The organism is Microvirga sp., from assembly GCF_014699075.1.
Classification (GTDB): domain Bacteria; phylum Pseudomonadota; class Alphaproteobacteria; order Rhizobiales; family Beijerinckiaceae; genus Microvirga.
Genome location: NZ_JACXAB010000006.1, coordinates 1 through 19269, shown reverse-complemented (window position 1 = coordinate 19269; position 19269 = coordinate 1). Strand labels below are relative to the sequence as shown.

Below are 19269 nucleotides of genomic sequence, written 5' to 3'. Positions count from 1 at the left end.
CCTTCTGTTGTATCAGTCGCCCACCCGCTGCGCGGCGAGGGCTGTTTCGTAATCCTGGCGCGCGGCTTTCACCTGCTCGCGCACGGACACCTCCGGCACCGCCACGTCCCACCAATGGCCGCCTTCATCCGTGGAGGCGAGGGGGTCGGTGTCGATGACGATCACGGTGCTGCGCTCCGCACTGCGCGCCTTTTTCAGCGCATCTTCCAACTCGCCGATGCCCTTCACCTTCAGGGCCTGCGCACCGAGGCTTGCCGCATGCGCGGCGAAGTCGATGTCGGGCAGCGTCACATGGTTGGTGTGCTGCAGCAGATTATTGAAGCTTTCTCCGCCCGTGGCGCGCTGCAGGCGGTTGATGCAGCCATAGCCGCGGTTGTCGAGGAGCACGACAGTGAGCTTCTGGCCCAGCATGACCGAGGTGGCGAGCTCCGAGTTCATCATGAGATAGGAGCCGTCTCCCACCATCACGATGACTTCGCGGGACGGATCCGCCATCTTCACACCGAGCCCACCGGCCATCTCGTAGCCCATGCAGGAATAGCCGTATTCCATGTGGTAGCCGAGCGGCTGCAGAGCCTTCCAGTGCTTGTGCAACTCGCCCGGCAGGCCGCCGGCGGCACAGACTACCACGTCGGTTGGCTGCGAATTGCGCTGCACGGCGCCGATCACCTGTGCGTCTGACGGCAGCTCCGCATTGGTCGGATCGGTGAAACGTGCGGCTGTATCGAACCAGCGTGGCTTCTCGTCACGCGCTTTGGCTGTCCAGGAATCCGGCGCCTTCCAGCTGCCGAGCGCCCGGCTCAGCTCTTCAAGGCCCACACGGGCATCGGCGACGAGCGGCAGCGCATTGTGCTTCGTCGCGTCGAAAGCCTGCACGTTGAGGCCGACAATGCGCCGGTTGGGGTTCTTGAACAGGGCCCAGGAGCCGGTGGTGAAATCCTGCAGGCGCGTGCCCACCGCAATCACCACGTCGGCGTCTTCCGCGAGCGCATTGGCAGCACCCGTGCCGGTGACGCCGACCGCGCCGAGATTGGCTGAATGATCATGAGGCAGGCTCGACTTGCCAGCCTGCGTCTCACCGACGGAGAGGCCGTGCCTTTCCGCGAAATCGGCCAGCACCTGTTCCGCGCCGGAATAGAGCACGCCGCCGCCAGCCACGATGAAGGGCTTCTTCGCACTGCGGATGAGATCGGCAGCTTCGGCAAGTTCCGTCTCGTCGGGACGGATGCGACGCGGCGCCCAGATCTTTTCGGCAAAGAAACTTTCCGGATAGTCGTAGGCCTCGGCCTGCGTGTCCTGGCAGAGCGCGAGCGTCACCGGCCCGCAATCGGCGGGATCCGTGAGCACGGCCATAGCGCGGTGGAGCGCGGGAATGATTTGTTCCGGCCGCGTGATGCGGTCGAAGTAGCGCGACACGGGCTTGAAGCAGTCATTGGCCGACACTGTGCCGTCGGAGAAATTCTCGATCTGCTGCAGCACCGGATCCGGCCTGCGGTTGGCGAAGACATCGCCGGGGAGCAGCAGCACCGGCAGGCGGTTCACATGAGCCACGGCTGCGGCCGTCACCATGTTGGTGGCGCCGGGGCCGATGGAGGTGGTGCAAGCCATCATACGGCGGCGCCGCGACGCCTTGGCAAAGGCGATCGCCGCATGGGCCATGCCCTGCTCGTTATGGGCGCGGAAGGTGGGAAGTTGATCGCGCACCCCATGCAGGGCCTCGCCCATGCCCGCCACGTTGCCGTGGCCGAAGATCGCCCAGACGCCGCCGAAGAGCGGCATCAGCTGCCCGTCGATTTCCGTCTTCTGCGCCGTCAGGAAGCGGGCGACGGCTTGCGCCATGGTCAGGCGGATCGTGCTCATGGATTTTCCTCTCGAATGGCGCCGACCTTGAACGAGGGGCGCAGCCTTCTCAAGCTCGTCTTCAGGATAACAGCTCCGTCGACTTCACGCGGCCTGCGCCCGGCCGGATGCCCGCTGCCACGCGTCGACAAGGCGCTGGAAGCGGGAGGTCATGTCGCTGACGGCGGCCTCGTCCGTGATCTCGCCCTTCAGCCAGCGCCGCGCGGCGTCGTTGAAGATCGTGCGGCCGACGGCGAAGCCCTTGACCTGCGGTTCCCTGGCTGCAGCCGCGAATGCTGCTTCCAGCTCGTTCTCCGGCGCTTCGAGTCCGAGCAGCACAATGCCGCGGCAATACGGATCGTTCGTCGTGATCACATGGCCGATGGCATGCCAGGCGGCTTCATCACGCTGGGGCTCGAGCTTCCACCAATCGGGCTTGATGCCGAGATCGTAGAGGCGCTGCAGGATGCCCGCGACGGTATCCGTCTTGAGAGATCCGTGCTTGCCGGCGATGATTTCCACCAACAATTCGCGGCCGATGCGGCGTGCGGCATCATGGAGGCGCAGCAGGTCGCGCTCCTGACATTCCTTCAACTCTGGCGGATCGTCGGGATGGTAGAAGCACAGACACTTGATGGTGTGTCCCACCGGCCATTCCACGAGCTTCGCACCGAGCGACCCGCCGCCTTCGAAATCGAGCGGGCGCGAGCCCGGCAGTTCCACCGGGCGGCCAATCCAGAACGGATGATCGGCGGCGCGGAACAGGGCCTCGCGGCCATATGTGCCGTCGATCAGCATGCCGAAGCCGGGGCGGCCATCCGCCACCCGCGCTGCGGCTTGCACAGCCAGCACCTTGAAGTCGGGAATGCGCTCGATTGGCGCGCCGATCTCCTGCGCCATCGCCTCCAGCTGCATGCGGTGGTCGATGGCCAGCGCCATGAGAGTGTCGGGTTGTGGCCGGCGCGTGGTTGCCCAGTGAATGTGGTTGATGTCCTCGTCGAAACGCAGGGCCTTGTGCCGGCTGCCCGTTTTGAGGAAATGCTGCAGCTCGGGAAAGGTCGGGATCTCGGGCGAGCAGAGCAGGCGCGACACGGCAAAGGCGCCGCTCGCATTGGCATAGGCGCAGCAGGTCTCGAGGGGCTCACCCTTCAACCAGCCGCGCAGGAAGCCGGACAGAAAGGCGTCACCGGCGCCGAGCACGTTGTAGACCTCGACCGGGAAGCCGGGCCCCTTCACGCCGTCATCGAGCGAGTCTGGAATGGCATCGGGAAACACCACGCAGCCCATGGGCCCGCGCTTGCACACGATGGTGGCCTTCGAGGCCGTGCGGATGGCGCGGATCGCCTCCAGCGTATTCTCCGATCCACCCGCGATGTGCAGCTCTTCTTCCGTGCCGACGATGAGATCGCAATCGGCGAGGATCGGTTGCAGATGCTCCGTGACTGCATCGGAGCGCACATAGCGCGATTCGCCCGCACCATGGCCGAGGAGGCCCCAGAGATTGGGGCGGTAATCCACGTCGAACACGACCTTGCGTCCATGCGCTTTCGCGACGCGAATGGCCTTCTTCTGAGCGGCAGCGGTCGTCTCACGAGAAAAATGCGTGCCGGTGACGACAACGGCTGCCGCCGAGGCGATGAAGGTCTCGCTGATGTCGCTCTCGGTCAGCGCCATGTCGGCGCAGTTGTCGCGATAGAAGATCAGCGGAAAGGAGTCTTCGTCCCGCACGCCGAGAATTACGAGGGCTGTGAGACGCTGCTTGTCGGTGACGATGCCTTGCGTCGCGACACCCTCGCGCTCCATCTGCTCGCGGATGAAGCGGCCCATGGCCTCGTCGCCGACGCGGGTGACGAGGCCCGATTTCAAGCCGAGCCGGGCTGTGCCGATGGCGATGTTGGCCGGGCAGCCGCCGACCGCCTTGGAGAAGGAGGCCATGTCCTCCAGCCGCCCGCCCACCTGCTGGCCATAGAGATCGACCGAGGAGCGACCGATGGTGATGACATCGAGGGCTGGCTTCATGCTATTCCTCCCGCTCTCGGGCGTTAGCACCGGGCGAGGGCCGTTCGGCCCTTGCGGCTATAGAACGTTTATTCTATTAGCAACTTATGTTGGAATATCAATTCTAAAAGTTGCCGTAGCCGGCAAAGGATCTGAGGGGAAACATGATCAGGATCGCCGTTCTGGGCGCTGGCCGAATCGGCCGCATTCACGGGCGCAACGCCGCCAGCCATCCCGACGCCCGCCTCGTGGCGGTCGCCGACCCACATGCCCCTTCGGCGCAGGAGCTGGCAGCAGCCACAGGCGCGGAGGTCGCGTCCTTGGACGAGATCGTGGAGCGCTCCGATGTGGACGCCATTCTGGTCTGCACGCCGACCACCACCCATGCCGACCTGATCGAGCGTGGCGCGCGTGCCGGCAAGGCGGTGTTCTGCGAGAAGCCGGTGGATCTCTCGAGCGCCCGCATCGAGGCCTGCCTTGCCACGGTGGAGAAGGCCGGCACGCCGCTGATGATCGGCTTCAACCGCCGCTTCGATCCGAACTTCGCCAGCCTCCGCCGCCGTCTCGCTGACGGCGAGGTGGGCGAGGTGGAGCTTGTGACGATCCTCTCCCGCGATCCCGGTCCTCCGCCGGTGAGCTACATCGCCACCTCCGGCGGCCTGTTCCGGGACATGATGATCCACGACCTCGACATGGCCCGCTTTCTGCTGCTGGGCGACGAGCCGGTGGAGGTGCATGCGGTCGGCTCGTCCCTGGTGGACTCGGCCATCGGCCAGGCGGGTGACGTGGACACCGCTGCCGTGATGCTCAAGACCGCCAAGGGCCGGATCGTCCAGATCTCCAACTCCCGCCGCGCCACCTACGGCTACGACCAGCGCATCGAAGTGCATGGCTCGAAGGGCATGATCCGCGCCGGCAACATCCACCGCACCACCGTGGAGGTGGCCAATGCGTCGGGCGTCACCGCCGATCCGGTGCAGGACTTCTTCCTGGAGCGCTATGCGGACGCTTATCGCGACGAGCTCACCACGTTCCTGAACGCCATCCGCGACGGCAAGCCGTGCAACCCGACCGGCTATGATGGCCTCATGGCTCAGAGGCTGGCAGATGCGGCCACGGAGTCGGCGCAGAGCGGAAAGCCGGTGCGGGTGTAATCCCACGCGTCATCCCGGACGAAGCGCAGCGAAGATCCGGGATCGGGCAAACCAGCCCAGCGCTGTCATCCCGGGGGCGCGCCAGCGGAGCCCGGGATCCATAAACGCTGACAGTGCAGCAAGAGGTGCGACGCTGCTCGCCCTCCTGGAAACGTCGCGTTTATGGATCCCCGCCTGCGCGGGGATGACAGTGATTATTCCGGTGCCATTCTTGTCCAGCGATCCCGGATCGGCTCTGCCGTCTGGGATGACGCCAGGTGGTCACCCCTCCGCCCGCTTCTCCGCCGTGCCGACGGCCAATGCCATCGCCAGCGCAAACGACGCGGACAGCGACCGGAAGGCGCCGAAATCGGCCTCCGCTACCTCCAGCCATACATCGGCGCTCGTCACCAGCGGGCTGAAGGCCGAATCCGTGATCGCCACCACCGGCACGTTGCGCTGCGCTGCGGCGGCGGCGAGATCGGCGGTGACGGGCGCGTAGGGCGTGAAGCTGATGGCGAGCACCGCGTCGCGCTTTGTGGCGGTGGCGAGTTGCTCCGGGCCGATTTGGCCCACATGATCGATGAGGATCGCCCGTACCCCGAGCTTGCCGAACGCATAGGCGCAATAGGCGATCACGGGAAACACGCGGCGCGCGCCGAGCAGATAGATCGTGTCGGCCTTGGCGAGCGTTTCGATGGCGCGGGACAGTTCTTCCGGACGCACGGAGCTGTGCATCCGGTCCAGCGAGACGGCGGCGGCATTGGTGAAGCCTTCCAGCAGGGAGGCTGCGTGGATGTGATGCCCCTCGGCATCGCGCAAGCCCTTCAGGCGCTCGCGATAATCCGGAAAGCGCTCCCGCAGGCGATCGCGAAAGATCTGCTGCAGGTGAGAGAAGCCGTCATAGCCGAGGCTCTTGGCGAAGCGCACCAGGGTCGAGGGCTGTACGCCCGCATGCTCGGCAATGCCCGCCACCGTGCCGAACGCCACGTCCTCGGGATGCTCCAGGGCGAAAGCCGCGAGCTGCTTCAGCCGTTTGGGCATGGCGTCATGGCGGCTGAGCAGAAGCGTCCGAAGTCCGTCGAAACTGTCCGGAGCCTCCGTGGTGACCTCTGCCTCGTCCATGCGCTTACCTGCCCTTGCGACCCACCTGCGGCTCCAGATCGGGCCTTGACACCAATCCTACAAAAATGGAATAAAAATTCCAATATATAAACAAAAAGGTTCTGGCGTTCCGCTTAAAGGAGCGACTGGGCCAGCAGAGGGAACGCCAGGAAACGGACGATTCGCTCTCGAATCATCTGGTGTTTCCCTGACAACTCATACCAGCGGCGCTGAAAGCCGCACCGCTCAGCCGAGCCAGATCTCTGGCAGATCGAGCGCATGAGATACCAGTTGGGAGGAAGCACATGAAATCACTCGTCACAGGCCTTGCAGCAGTTGCTGCTCTGACCCTCGCAGCGGTTGCTCCAGCTGCCGCGCAGCAGAATTCCCGCATCATCGTCGTCAGCCACGGACAGGCCAACGACCCGTTCTGGTCCGTGGTCAAGAACGGCGTGGCGGCAGGCGGCCAGGACATGAAGGTCCAGGTCGACTACCGCGCCCCCGAGACCTTCGACATGGTGGCCATGAGCCAGCTCATCGATGCCGCCGTGAACCAGAAGCCCGCCGGCTTGATCGTGTCGATCCCCGATGCTTCGGCGCTCGGGCCGTCGATCCAGAAGGCGGTGGCTGCCGGCATTCCGGTGATCTCCATGAATTCCGGCTCCGACGTGTCGAAGAAGCTCGGCGCTCTGCTCCATGTGGGCCAGGACGAGGTTCAGGCCGGGCGCATTGCCGGGGCTAAGCTCAAGGAAATGGGCGGCAAGGTCGGCCTGTGCGTGAACCAGGAGGTCGGCAACGTCTCGCTTGATCTGCGCTGCAAGGGCTTCACGGAAGGTTTCGGCGGCAAGGTCACGGTCCTGCCCGTGTCGAACGATCCGGCGGACATCCGCGCCAAGGTGAAGGCGGCGGTTGCGGCTGACGCGTCCGTCGACACGATCCTGGCGCTCGGCGCAGGCACGGCCGGGGAGCCGTCGGTTGCGGCCGTGAAGGAAGCGGGCAAGACCGGCGCCATTCGGGTTGCCACCTTCGACATGTCGGCGGGCTTCCTCAAGTCCGTGGCGGGCGGCGAGGCCGTTTTCGCCATCGACCAGCAGCAATATCTCCAGGGCTATCTGCCGGTGGTGTTCCTGGCCAACTACGCCAAGTACGGACTGATGCCGGGCGGCGACGTGGCCTCGGGCCCGAACCTGATCACCAAGGAGAAGGCCGCCCAGGTGGTTGATCTCTCCGCCAAGGGCATTCGCTAACCACGACGCAAAGCCCGCGGTCCACACGGATCGCGGGCTTTTCATTTTTTGTATTCTTTCGGGGAGGCGCCCATGGTGAACACCACTCAGCCGACCACGGATCTCAGCCCGCCTTCAACGGTCAAGCAGATCCAGGACGAGCGCCTGAGGGATGTCTCCCTCGTCACCAAGATCATGCGGCGCCCCGAGCTGGGCGCCTTGGCCGGCCTCATCCTGGTCGCGATCTTCTTCGCCTCCACGGCCGACGCGTCCATGTTCACGCTCGCCGGCATCATGAACATCCTCTCGCCCGCAGCCCAGCTCGGAATCCTCGCCATTGCGGCGGCGCTCCTGATGATCGGCGGCGAGTTCGATCTCTCCATCGGCTCCATGGTCGCCTTTACCGGGCTCATCTTCGGCGCGTTCCTTACCCTCAACAGCTGGCCCCTGCTGCTGGCGATCGTGGCCACCTTCGCCGTCGCGGCCCTGCTCGGAGGCCTCAACGGCCAGATCGTCATCCGCAGCCGGCTTCCGTCCTTCATCGTGACGCTGGCTTTCCTGTTCATCCTGCGCGGGCTCTCGCTGGTCGGCCTCAAATGGGCCACCGGCGGGTCGACCCAGATGCGCGGCATCGGCGATCAGGCCGGTGAGGGCCTCATCCGCGAGCTGTTCTCCGGCGTCGCCTTCGAGGGCGTCTTCGCGTGGCTCGCCGCCAACGATCTCATCGGCAAGTTTCCCAATGGCACGCCGACGGTCACGGGCGTGCCGGTCTCCATCGTCTGGTTCGTGGGCTTCGCGCTTGTCGCCACCTGGATCCTCCTGCGCACGCGCGCCGGCAACTGGATCTTTGCCGCGGGCGGCGATCCGAATGCGGCGCGTAATTCCGGCGTGCCCGTGGACCGGGTGAAGACCGCTCTCTTCATGCTCACCGCCTTTGCGGCTGCGCTGGTCGCCGTTCTGACCGTGCTCGATGCGGGCTCGACCGATGCACGGCGCGGATTCCAGAAGGAGTTCGAGGCCATCATCGCGGCGGTGATCGGCGGCTGCCTGCTCACCGGCGGCTACGGCTCGGCCATCGGGGCGTTCTTCGGCGCCATCATCTTCGGCATGGTGTCCATCGGCCTCACCTACACGCGCTTCGATTCCGACTGGTTCCAGGTTTTCCTCGGCGCCATGCTGCTGCTCGCGGTGCTGTTCAACAACTTCATCCGCCGCAAGGTGACGGGAGAGCGCTGATGGAGAACCAGGTTCCGCTCATCGAGATCCGCAACCTCGTCAAGCATTTCGGCTCCGTGATCGCGCTGTCCGGCGTGTCGCTCAACGTTCATCGCGGCGAGGTCATGTGCCTGCTCGGCGACAACGGCGCCGGCAAGTCGACGCTCATCAAGACGCTCGCTGGCGTTCACAAGCCGACCTCCGGCGACTTCCTGGTCGAGGGCAAGCCTGTGTCTTTCGCCAGCCCGCGCGACGCGCTCGATGCGGGCATCGCCACGGTCTACCAGGACCTTGCGATGATCCCGCTCATGTCGGTGACGCGCAACTTCTTCATGGGCCGCGAGCCGGTGAAGGGCGTCTGGCCGTTCCGCCGCGTCGACTTCGATCATTGCGACGAGGTCACCCGCGAGGAGATGCACAAAATCGGCATTGATGTGCGCGATCCACACCAGGCGGTGGGCACGCTGTCGGGCGGCGAGCGCCAATGCGTGGCCATTGCCCGCGCGGTTTATTTCGGCGCCAAGGTGCTGATCCTCGACGAGCCCACCTCGGCCCTCGGCGTGGCGCAGACCTCCATGGTGCTGAAATACATCCATCAGGTGCGCCAGAGAGGGCTCGGTGTGATCTTCATCACCCACAACGTGCGCCACGCCTATGCGGTGGGCGACCGCTTCACCGTGCTCAACCGCGGCAAGACGCTTGGCACCTACGCGAAATCCGAGATCGCCATTGACGAGCTGCAGAACCTCATGGCGGGCGGCAAAGAGTTGCAGGCGGTGTCGGCAGAGCTCGGCGGGATGGTTTAACGACAGTCTCTATACACTGCTCTCATCCTGAGGAGCAGCGCAGCTGCGTCTCGAAGGATCATCCAGTGCTCTCTGGAGCCTCCTTCGAGACGGTCACTGCGTGACCTCCTCAGGATGAGGGCAGTAGATAAGGAGCAAGCGCATGACATCTCTCGGCGTCGGCCTCATCGGCACGGGTTATATGGGCAAGTGCCACGCGCTCGCTTGGAATGCCGTTGCGGCCGTATTCGGCGATGTGGCGCGGCCGCGCCTTGCGGTGCTGGCCGAGCATTCGCAGGAGCTGGCCGACAGAAAAGCGCAGGAACTCGGCTTCGCGCGGGGCACCGGCGACTGGCGCACGCTTGCCACCGATCCTGCGGTCGACGTGGTGTCGATCACCACGCCGAACGCCTTCCATCCCGAGATGGCCATTGCGGCCCTGGAGGCCGGAAAGCATGTGTGGTGCGAGAAGCCGATGGCGACGCGGCTTGAGGATGCCGAGCGCATGCTGGCGGCGGCCCGCGCGTCAGGCAAGGTTGCGGCCCTCGGCTACAATTACATTCAGAACCCGGTTGTGCGCCTGATCCGGCGCCTTCTCGACGAAGGGCAGATCGGGGATGTGAACCATGTGCGCCTCGAGATGGATGAGGACTTCATGGCGGACCCTGAGGCGCTCTTCTACTGGAAGAGCGAGGCGACCTCAGGCCACGGCGCGCTCGATGATTTCGGCGTCCATGCCTTGAGCCTGATCCGCGTTCTGTTCGGCGGCGTGCGGCGCGTCTGCGGCCACATGGCGAAGCCCTATGCGGATAGGCCTGTGCAAGGCGGCGGGCGTCGCCCCGTGGAGACCTACGACATCGCCACCACCATGATCGAACTAACGAGCGGCGCATCCGGGATGATCGCGCTCAACCGTTCCGCCTGGGGTCGCAAGGGTCGCATTTTCGTGCAGTTGTTCGGCGCGAAGGGCACCATCGTGTACGACCAGGAGCGCATGAACGAGGTGCAGCTCTATACGATTGACGGAGCCAAGGAGACCCAGGGCTTCCGCACCATCCTCACCGGGCCGCAGCATCCGCCCTACGACAAGTTCATTCCGGCGCCCGGCCATGGGCTCGGCTTCAACGATCTGAAGATCATCGAGTGCCGCGAACTGATCCGACGCATCAGCGGCGAGGCGGCTCACCTGATCACGTTCGAGGACGGCATCCGCATCGAGCGCACGGTGGATGCGGTTGCGCGCAGCGCGCATGAGGGGCGGTGGGTGGAGGTGTGACCATCTAGCGTCATCCCGGGGCTGCGGAGCAGAACCCGGGATCGTTGGACGAGTGTGGCGCGGGAATACCTCTCCTTATGGGAGAGGTCGCGCCTTCAGGCGCGGGTGAGGGGTTAGAGGCCTCTCCGGATGAGACTGTAACCCCTCACCCCAACCCTCTCCCTGAGGGAGAGGGAGAGCCGAGCCCTCTTCTGAAAGCGATCCCGGATCGCCTCTGGCGTCCGGGATGACGGCATGTATCTGTTCTTAACCCGCGTGCGCCTTCACCACATCGAGAAACGCGTCCGCATAGCGGTCGAGCTTGGCCTGGCCCACGCCGTGGATCTCGCCGAAGGCGCGTACGGTTACCGGGCGCTTGGCCGCCATGTCGATGAGGCTGCGGTCGGAAAAGATCACGTAGGCCGGCACGCCCTCTTCCTTGGCGAGCTTGGTGCGCAGGGCCTTGAGGTCGAGGAGCAGCGGATCGTCGGAGGGCACCACGGATTCGGCTTCCATCCGGCCGCGCCTCCGGCGGCGCTCGGCGGGCTTCATCAGCACGTCGGAGCGCAGCTCGATCTTCTCCTGGCCTTTGAGCACGGCAACCCCCCGGTCGGTGAGGGTCCAGCGGCCGTATTCGGCGAGTTCCAGGCTGATCAGGCCGGCGGCATAGATCTGCCGCAGGAGCGAGCGCCATTCGGGCTTCGAGCGGTCGCCCCCGACGCCGAAGGTCTTGAGTTTGTCGTGCCCGAAGCGGCGGATCGAATCCGTGGCCTCTCCGGTCAAGATGCTGATGAGATGCTCGGTGCCGAAGCGCTCGCCCGTGCGCACGATGGCGGAGAGAATCTTCTGCGCCTCGATGGTGCCGTCGAAGGACATGACGCCGTCGATGCACAAATCGCAGTTGCCGCAGGGCTCGGTGGTTTCGCCGAAATAGGCGAGCAGCGTCTGGCGGCGGCAGCGCGGCGCTTCGCACAGGGCCACGAGCGCATTGAGACGCTGGCGCTCGACACGCTTCTGCTCGTCGGCCGCATCGCTCTCCTCGATCTGCAGGCGGCGCAGGCGCATGTCGTCGAGGCCGTAGAGAGTGAGCGTGTCGGCGGGCGCGCCGTCGCGGCCCGCGCGGCCGATCTCCTGGTAATAGGCCTCGATGGATTTCGGCAGGGCCGCATGGGCCACGAAGCGCACGTCCGGCTTGTCGATGCCCATGCCGAAGGCGACGGTGGCCACCATCACCACGCCGTCCTCCTGCAGGAAGATGTCCTGGTTCTTGGCCCGGTCCTGCTGGTGCATGCCCGCGTGATAGGGCAGCGCCCGGTAGCCCGCCTGGCTCAGCGAATCGGCGAGCCGCTCCGTGGCGTCGCGGGACGAGCAATAGACGATGCCGCTCTCGTGGCGGTGCTTGTCGAGGAAGCCGAAGAGCTGGCGCTTGGAATTCTCCTTCGACTGCATGGCGAGCCGCAGGTTCGGCCGGTCGAAGCCGTGGATGAAGAGGCGCGGCTCCTCCTCGAACAGCCGGTGCATGATGTCGCCGCGCGTGGCCACGTCGGCCGTGGCGGTGAGCGCGATGGTCTGCACGTTGCCGAGGCGGTGGCGCACCTCGCCGAGCATGGCGTATTCGGGCCGGAAATCGTGGCCCCATTGCGAGACGCAATGCGCCTCGTCGATGGCGAGCAGGTTCACGCCCGAGCGGGCGAGCCATTCAGTGGTGCTGGTGTTCGCAAGACGCTCCGGCGAGGCATAAAGGATGCGCATGCGGCGGTCGCGAACCGCGTCGACCACGCGGCGATTCTCGCCCTGGTCGTTGGCGGAGTTGAGGCTGCCCGCCTCGATGCCGAAATGGCGCAAGGCTGCCACCTGGTCGCGCATGAGGGCGATGAGCGGCGAGACCACGAGGGTCAGCCCTTCCCGGGCCAATGTGGGCAGCTGGAAGCAGAGGGATTTGCCCGCGCCCGTGGGCATCACGGCCAGAACGTCCTCGCCGGCCAGCACGGCGCGCACGATCTCCTCCTGTCCTTCGCGGAAGGAGGGGAAGCCGAACACGTCGTGGAGGATTTTAACCGGATCGATCACGTCTGCCGTGTGGCCGATGAAGGCTCCAAGGTCAATGCGGCATCGGGAATCCTTAAAAAGGCCAGCACGCCTTTGGCCGCCGCGATGCCGGTGGCGAAGGTGGCCTGGAGCAGGTAGCCGCCGGTGGGCGCCTCCCAGTCCAGCATCTCGCCGGCCACGAACACGCCGGGCAGCCGGCGCAGCATCAGGTGCCCGTCGAGTTCGCTGAACGGCACGCCGCCGGCCGTGGAGATGGCGCGGTCGAGGGATTTGGCGCCGGTGAGCCTCAAGGGCACGGCCTTGATGAGGTGGGCCAGAGCCGCCGGGTCCGTCGGTAAGGCAGGAGAGGCCTCCCGCAGCAGCGCGATGCCGACCGGGCTCAGGCCCGCTGCTTTGCGCAGGAAGGTGGAGGCGGATTGGCCTTTTCGCGGGGTCTCGAGCTTCTTCAGCAGGGCCTCGTGGGAGAGGTCGGGCCTCAGATCGATGTGGAGCAGGGCGCTGCCATCCTGCTCGATAGCGTCGCGTAAGCGGGCCGACAGGGCGTAGACCGCCCCGCCCTCGATGCCGTCCTGCGTGACGGTGGCCTCGCCTCTCACGGTGGCGCCCGCAAAGGTGAGGGCGATTCGCTTCAGGGGCTCGCCCGCGAAGCGGCTGCGCATGATCTCGGACCAGGGGCAGAGGAAGCCCATGTTTGAGGGGCGTAAGGCCGAGACCGCGATGCCGCGTTGGGCCAGCAGGTCCGCCCAGCTGCCATCCGAGCCGAGGCGGGGCCAGCTCGCGCCGCCGAGCGCCAGGATCGTCGCATCGGGCTTGGTCCACACCGGCTCGCTGGCCGCATCGGTGAAGATCAGGCGGCCCTCGTCGTCCCAGCCCTGCCAGCGGTGGCGCGTGGCGAAGCGCACACCGAGCCCGTCCAGCCGCCCCAGCCAGGCGCGCAACAGGGGGGAGGCCTTGAAGGCCTTGGGGAACACGCGTCCGCTGGAGCCCACGAATGTCTCCTGGCCCAGGCTCTCGCACCAGGCGCGCAGATCGGCCGGAGCGAAGGCCCCGATCAGCGGCTCAAGCTGCGGCCGGGCCTCGGCGTAGCGGGCGACGAATCGCTCCAATTCCTCCGAATGGGTGAGGTTCAACCCGCCCCGGCCCGCCATGAGCAGCTTGCGGCCGACTGACGGCATCTGATCGTAGATTGTCACGGAGAGGCCCGCGCGCCCGAGCACCTCCGCGGCGATCAGGCCGGCGGGGCCGCCGCCAATGATGGCGACTTCGGGAGCTGTTGGGGATGGAGACATGCGGTCAGCTGACGCGGGTTGATGAGGAATCTGGACCCTCACGCTGCAACATGGCATTGAGCGGCATCGGGTTCATGGCCCCTGCACATGAACGCCATAAGGCTTTTTTTCAAGGGGAGCGGCACCTCAACGCCGCCCGAAGGGGAATGCGATGCGTGCTCTTTTCATCCTCGGCGTGATCGCCCTGGGGCTGGCCGGCTGCGCGGGCGATTCCGCCCTGACGCCGACCGATACGGTTCTGGCGAGCTCGACGAACGATGCCGCCCAGGCGGCCGCCCTCATCTCGGCCTATCGCGTGTCGAAGGGCCTGAGCCCCGTGACGGTGGATTCCCGCCTCAACAAGGCGGCGGAGCACCAGGCGCGGGTCGTGGCTGCGGCGGGCCGGCTTAGCCATGGCAGCTTCGTGAGCCGCATGGATCAATACGGGATCAGCGGCTATTCCGCCGAGAACCTGTCGGCGGGCCAGAACTCCGTCGACGGCGCCATCAGCCGCTGGAAGGCCTCCCCCGGCCATAACAGCAACCTCCTGATGCCCCAGGCCCGGAGGATCGGCCTCGCCCGCGCGGATGCCGACAACCGCTACGGCCGTTATTGGGCGCTCGTTCTCGGGCAATAGCGCATCGTGCGGGAAAAGTGGGGTCCGGTTTTCCTCACCCAACGATGCGCCGCTCAAAAGGAGAGCATTGGGCACTAACAGGAGCGTGACGCGTTAGGACTCCGGTTCCTCTCGCTAGCGCTCCCTATGACCCAGCCACAAATGCTTTCCTTCGCCATCGTCGCCGGGATGATGGCCCTCTTCGTCTGGGGACGCTTCCGCTACGATCTCGTGGCGGTGCTCTCGCTCCTCGTGGCCGTGCTGGTAGGCATCGTGCCCGCCGACAAAGCTTTTGAGGGCTTCAGCGACGACATCGTCATCATCGTGGCAAGCGCGCTTCTGGTCAGCGCGGCCGTGGCGAAGTCAGGCATTCTCGAAGCCGGCCTCAACCACGTCGGGCCATACTTGCGCACGACGCAGATCCAGGTGGTGGTGCTGGTGGGCGTGGTGACGGTGCTGTCCGCCTTCGTGAAGAACATCGGCGCGCTCGCCATGATGATCCCGGTGGCGTTCCAGATCGCCCGGCGCACCAACACGCCGCCGTCGAGCTTCCTCATGCCGATGGCGTTCGGCTCGCTGCTGGGCGGCATCGTGACCCTGGTGGGCACCTCGCCCAACATCATCGTGTCGCGGGTCAGGGAGGAGCTGCTGGGTGAGCCCTTCGGCATGTTCGATTTCACGCCTGTCGGCATCGGCATCGCGCTTGCGGGCGTGGTCTTCCTGGCCTTCGGCTACCGCATGCTCCCGCAGGGCCGCAAAGGAGCCGCTTCGCTCGATGCAGCCCTCGACATCAAGGATTACGTGACCGAGGCCCGCGTGACGGCGGAGTCCGACGTGGTCGGCCAGACGGTGGCGGACCTGCACAAGCTCGCCAACGGCGAGGTCAAGGTCGCGTCGATCATCCGCAACGAGACCCGCAGCTCGAGCCCGCTGCCCGACGCGACCATCCGCGAGAACGACGTGCTCATGCTGGAGGGCGAATCGGATGCGCTGGAGAGCGCCGTCGCCCGCGCCGGGCTGAAGCTCAGTCGCGAACACCACCAGCCGGAAACCGACGAGGCCACGGATGAGATCGGCGTCATCGAGGCGATCGTCGGGCCGAATTCCGTCCTGACCGGGCTGTCGGCGGAGCGCATCGGTCTCTACGAGCGCTTCGGCGTCAACCTGATCGCGGTGAGCCGCAGCGGCGTACGGTTCAAGGAGCGGCTGCGCACCATCACGTTGCGGCCCGGCGACGTAATCGTGCTCCAGGGCAATCTCAAGCGGCTGCCGGACACGTTACGCGATATCGGCTGCCTGCCGCTCGCGGAGCGCGAGATCCGACTGGGGAGCGCCCGCAGGAGCCTGCTTCCGGCCGTCATCCTGGTTGGCACCATGGTGCTCGTCGCCTTCAACATCCTCCCCGTCGCCATCGCGTTCTTCGGCGCAGGCGTCCTGCTCGTGCTGTTCGGCTCGCTGACCCTGCGCGAGGCCTACGACACCATCGAATGGCCGATCATCGTGATGCTGGGAGCCCTGATCCCGGTCAGCGAATCGATCCGCACCACGGGCGGCACGGACCTGATCGCCGGTTGGCTGTCATCGGCCGCCAACATGCTGCCGCCGACGGGCGCGCTCGTGCTCATCATGGTGGCCGCCATGGCCGTGACGCCGTTCCTCAACAACGCCGCAACCGTGCTGGTGATGGCCCCCATCGCGGCGAGCTTCGCGGGCCAGCTCGGCTTCAAGCCGGATGCCTTTCTGATGGCGGTGGCGATCGGTGCGGCCTGCGATTTCCTCACGCCCATCGGCCACCAGTGCAACACCCTGGTCATGGGGCCGGGCGGCTATCGCTTCGGGGATTACTGGCGGCTCGGGTTGCCGCTCTCGATCATCGTCGTGGTGGTCGGCATCCCGCTGATCATGCTGGTCTGGCCGCTGAACTGATCTAGAGCATCGTGCGGAAAAGTGGACCCGGTTTTCCGGTCACACGATGCTCTCATTCAAGAAGAAAGCATCAGATTGGATCCCAAAAGTGCAAGTCCACTTTTGGGTCTGATGCTTTAGTGCAGCAAGGCCGTGAGCAGCAGGGTCGTGCCCGCCGCCGAGGACGAGAGGGCGACGATCATGGCCCAGATGTGCAGCCGGTCCCGTTCCTCCTGGTTGAGCAGCGGCCGGTAGCGCGAATCCGAGCGGCCGAAGATGAAGGTGGTGGTCCGCGCCTGACGCGGATCGTGAGGCATCACGCAGAAGCTCGATCGGGCCACCGATCGCACCGGCTGGGGTTGTACGCTGTAGGACGGCTCACGAGACATCGGCGGGTTCATGGCTTACGCAATACAGGAAGGGTCATGAGCCAGACGCTCGCCCCCAAGCCATGAACGCGGAGTAAAGATGCCGCGTCAGTTGTCAGCGTCGTAAACCAAACCTTTACAGGCCGGTCGATCTTCCCGGTGGACAAGTCCGGGGCTGCGGCGCACAGGCGCTTTCCGTACATGCCGTCCCAGCGGCACTGCATCCGCTCCCGACTGGTCACAGGAAACGGGTCGCCCGCCGGCTGGACTTGTGTCATTCCCTTAATTCGGCAGCGCAGGGCACTCGAATGACACAAGCACCCGTCCACAAGACCATGGCCGCGACCGACTGGGCGCTTCTGATCGCTTTGTCCGTCGTGTGGGGCGGATCCTTTCTGTTCGTCGGGATCGCCGTCAGGGAACTGCCTGCGCTGACCATCGTGGCATCGCGCGTGCTGATGGGAGCGGCGGCCTTGCTGATCGTGCTTCGCATCCTGGGGCTTCACCTGCCCCGCACCCGGCAGGCCTGGGGCGCTTTTCTGGGCATGAGCATTCTCAACAACGTCATTCCCTTCACGTTGATCGTCTGGGGACAGAGCCACATCGCCAGCGGGCTCGCCTCCATCCTCAACGCAACCACGCCGCTCTTCACCGTGATCGTCGCGCATTACCTGACGGAAGACGAGCGTCTCACGCCTCAGAAATTTGCGGGCGTCCTCGTGGGCTTTGCCGGCGTGGCCGTGATGATCGGTGCTGCGGCCATGGCCGCGTGGGATGCGAGCATCCTGGCGCAGCTCGCCGTTCTCGGAGCCGCCCTGTCCTACGGCTTCTCCGGCGTGTTCGGGCGGCGGTTCAAGACCATGGGCATCCCGCCGCTCGCCACCGCGGCCGGGCAGGTGACGGTGTCGAGCGGGCTTCTGGTGCCGGTGGCGCTGATCGTCGACCAGCCCTGGACCTTGAGCGTGCCGAGCACAGAGGCTCTTCTGTCCATGGTGGCCCTCGGCCTCGTCTCGACGGCCTTCGCCTATCTGATCTTCTTCCGGCTGCTGGCGCGGGCGGGAGCCACGAATGTGGGTCTGGTGACCTTCCTCATTCCGGTCAGCGCCATTCTTCTCGGCGTGCTTGTTCTCGGCGAAACGCTGGCTCCCCGGCACATCGCCGGGATGGCGCTCATCGCAGCAGGCCTCATCCTCATCGACGGCCGCGCGGTATCAGCGCTGACGGCGCGGTTTAGCGGGAAGCGGCTGGCTGCGCGCGGAAACGGTTGAACATCATGTCCGGCGCGCTGGTGTTGTGGCGCGACGGAACGAGCCGGCCCATCCAGGCATCCGTCGCCTTGCCGCCCCGGAAATTCATGATCATCTCCTCGCGCCAGGAGCGGGCGCCTTCCTCCCGCACGGCGACGCGGGCCACGTCCGCATTGAACTCGGTCACGTACATGGACCGCAAACCCGCAAAGGGCAGCCCGGAGACGGCCTGATCGAAGGCGACGTCGAGGGTCATGCGTTCTTCGTTGAGCGCTTTCATGGACACGGTTGCCTTGCCGCCCTTGGCCAGCGTCAGCGTGAAGGTCATGGTTGCCGGATCGAAGGCAACGTCCTTCAGGTTCACCACGGGCCGCTGATCGAACTCCACCGGGCCGACCAGAAAGGATGAGCCGTAGGAGGTCCAGTCGAGATGCTCAGGGGGAAGCGGCTTGATGCGCCAGTAGCCGTCGCCCGGATAGATCACGAGCACCTCCACGGCCTTGTCGCCGCGCTTCTTGAGCAGCTGGAGCAGGTGGATGTTGCGCTCGACTCGTGCGCCGATGGTCACCGTCACGTCGCTGGGGCGCCAGAACTCGGTAAAGGACAGGCCCATGATCCGCACGCTGCCGTCCTCGTAGAGGGTCGACATGGTCGGGTGCGGCTTGGTGGAGGTCTCCTCGGAAATGTCCTCGCAGGCGGTCCAGTCCGGCTCCCAGCGGTCCTGCTTGAGGGCCCCCATATAGGCCGGATGCACGGCCTCGATCTGGAAGTGCCGCACCTCCGCCGAGGCGAAGTTGATCGCCACATTGTCCTTCTCGGCGCAGAGCACCGGCTCGCTGGTGTTCGTCACCTCGACCGCCAGCCCGTCAAGGGTGGCGGCGCCGGCCGTGGTGGCGAGTCCAAGGAAGCCGAAGGCAATGAGCCGGGAAAGAAGCATGGAGGTTGTCCGGTGTTCTGCGGAAGCGGGGCTGGTAGATAGCGCGGGCGGACTATGCCGTCGAGCCAGGATACCTTTGCATCGCGGCCTGTTGATCCCGCATGGCAGGGGTCACATCTCTGGCATTAGAGATCGGACAGGGCCTGTGCTAGGGTGCGACGAGCCTTAAAGCGTGGCTTGAAGGGCCTGTGGCTCCGAAACGCCCGATTCTCTGCCAGATGTGAGGCTGTTTGCCCGAGTTTTCGATGATGCGCGTGACCTTGAGCCTGTCCGACAATCCCGCCACCACCCTGGTCGAGCGGGCGATCATGGAGTTCCGCAGCG

At 65.6% G+C, this 19269-nt stretch carries 15 protein-coding genes; 8 read left to right on the top strand and 7 right to left on the bottom strand.

Going from position 1 to position 19269, the window contains the following annotated elements; all coding sequences use genetic code 11:
• Positions 1-12 precede the first annotated feature (12 nt).
• Entirely contained in the window at positions 13-1860 is a 1848-nt protein-coding gene (gene iolD, locus IC232_RS11535; protein ID WP_190845086.1) for a 3D-(3,5/4)-trihydroxycyclohexane-1,2-dione acylhydrolase (decyclizing), read from the bottom strand.
• A gap of 84 nt (positions 1861-1944) precedes the next feature.
• Positions 1945-3858 (bottom strand): bifunctional 5-dehydro-2-deoxygluconokinase/5-dehydro-2-deoxyphosphogluconate aldolase, encoded by a 1914-nt coding sequence (gene iolC, locus IC232_RS11530; protein ID WP_190845085.1) that lies wholly within the window; start codon positions 3856-3858, stop codon positions 1945-1947.
• A gap of 143 nt (positions 3859-4001) precedes the next feature.
• Between iolC and iolG the strand changes: the two genes are divergently transcribed.
• Positions 4002-4991, top strand: coding sequence for an inositol 2-dehydrogenase (gene iolG, locus IC232_RS11525; protein WP_190845084.1), 990 nt, complete (start codon positions 4002-4004; stop codon positions 4989-4991).
• Positions 4992-5252: 261 nt separating this feature from the next.
• On the opposite strand, the gene IC232_RS11520 is transcribed toward iolG, so the two are convergent.
• Positions 5253-6095 (bottom strand): MurR/RpiR family transcriptional regulator, encoded by an 843-nt coding sequence (locus tag IC232_RS11520; RefSeq protein ID WP_190845083.1) that lies wholly within the window; start codon positions 6093-6095, stop codon positions 5253-5255.
• A gap of 284 nt (positions 6096-6379) precedes the next feature.
• Here IC232_RS11520 and IC232_RS11515 point away from each other — a divergent pair, with 284 nt between their 5' ends.
• The 4 genes from IC232_RS11515 to IC232_RS11500 all read left to right on the top strand — a co-directional run bounded on the left by IC232_RS11515 (position 6380) and on the right by IC232_RS11500 (position 10576).
• A complete protein-coding gene (locus IC232_RS11515; protein WP_190845082.1) occupies positions 6380-7321 on the top strand; it encodes a sugar ABC transporter substrate-binding protein in 942 nt (313 codons plus the stop codon).
• Between the two features lie 72 nt (positions 7322-7393).
• Positions 7394-8536: an ABC transporter permease gene (locus tag IC232_RS11510; protein ID WP_246812168.1), complete on the top strand. Its 1143-nt coding sequence runs from the start codon at positions 7394-7396 to the stop codon at positions 8534-8536.
• Entirely contained in the window at positions 8536-9321 is a 786-nt protein-coding gene (locus IC232_RS11505; protein ID WP_190845081.1) for an ATP-binding cassette domain-containing protein, read from the top strand. The genes IC232_RS11510 and IC232_RS11505 overlap by 1 nt, the downstream gene beginning before the upstream one ends.
• Before the next feature lie 142 nt (positions 9322-9463).
• Entirely contained in the window at positions 9464-10576 is a 1113-nt protein-coding gene (locus IC232_RS11500) for a Gfo/Idh/MocA family protein (RefSeq protein WP_190845080.1), read from the top strand.
• 246 nt (positions 10577-10822) lie between these two features.
• Here the strand turns inward: IC232_RS11500 and recQ are convergent, their stop codons facing one another.
• Together recQ and IC232_RS11490 are read right to left on the bottom strand one after the other, a co-directional pair.
• Positions 10823-12625, bottom strand: coding sequence for a DNA helicase RecQ (recQ, locus tag IC232_RS11495; RefSeq protein ID WP_190845079.1), 1803 nt, complete (start codon positions 12623-12625; stop codon positions 10823-10825).
• Positions 12622-13893: a TIGR03862 family flavoprotein gene (locus tag IC232_RS11490; protein WP_190845078.1), complete on the bottom strand. Its 1272-nt coding sequence runs from the start codon at positions 13891-13893 to the stop codon at positions 12622-12624. The genes recQ and IC232_RS11490 overlap by 4 nt, the downstream gene beginning before the upstream one ends.
• Positions 13894-14044: 151 nt before the next feature.
• On the opposite strand from IC232_RS11490, the gene IC232_RS11485 reads away from it, so the two are divergent.
• Both IC232_RS11485 and IC232_RS11480 read left to right on the top strand, forming a co-directional pair.
• Complete coding sequence (locus tag IC232_RS11485; protein ID WP_190845077.1) at positions 14045-14509, top strand: CAP domain-containing protein; 465 nt, start codon at positions 14045-14047, stop codon at positions 14507-14509.
• A 126-nt stretch (positions 14510-14635) separates the two neighbouring features.
• Positions 14636-16414, top strand: coding sequence for an SLC13 family permease (locus IC232_RS11480; protein WP_190845076.1), 1779 nt, complete (start codon positions 14636-14638; stop codon positions 16412-16414).
• Between the two features lie 116 nt (positions 16415-16530).
• Here the strand turns inward: IC232_RS11480 and IC232_RS11475 are convergent, their stop codons facing one another.
• On the bottom strand, positions 16531-16782 hold the full coding sequence (locus IC232_RS11475) for a hypothetical protein (RefSeq protein WP_190845075.1): 252 nt from the start codon (positions 16780-16782) through the stop codon (positions 16531-16533).
• 287 nt (positions 16783-17069) lie between these two features.
• On the opposite strand from IC232_RS11475, the gene IC232_RS11470 reads away from it, so the two are divergent.
• Positions 17070-18029, top strand: coding sequence for a DMT family transporter (locus IC232_RS11470; protein ID WP_246812167.1), 960 nt, complete (start codon positions 17070-17072; stop codon positions 18027-18029).
• Here IC232_RS11470 and IC232_RS11465 read toward each other — a convergent pair.
• Positions 17992-18945: a hypothetical protein gene (locus IC232_RS11465; protein ID WP_190845074.1), complete on the bottom strand. Its 954-nt coding sequence runs from the start codon at positions 18943-18945 to the stop codon at positions 17992-17994. The two genes, IC232_RS11470 and IC232_RS11465, sit on opposite strands and share 38 nt — an antisense overlap.
• Positions 18946-19269: the final 324 nt, after the last annotated feature.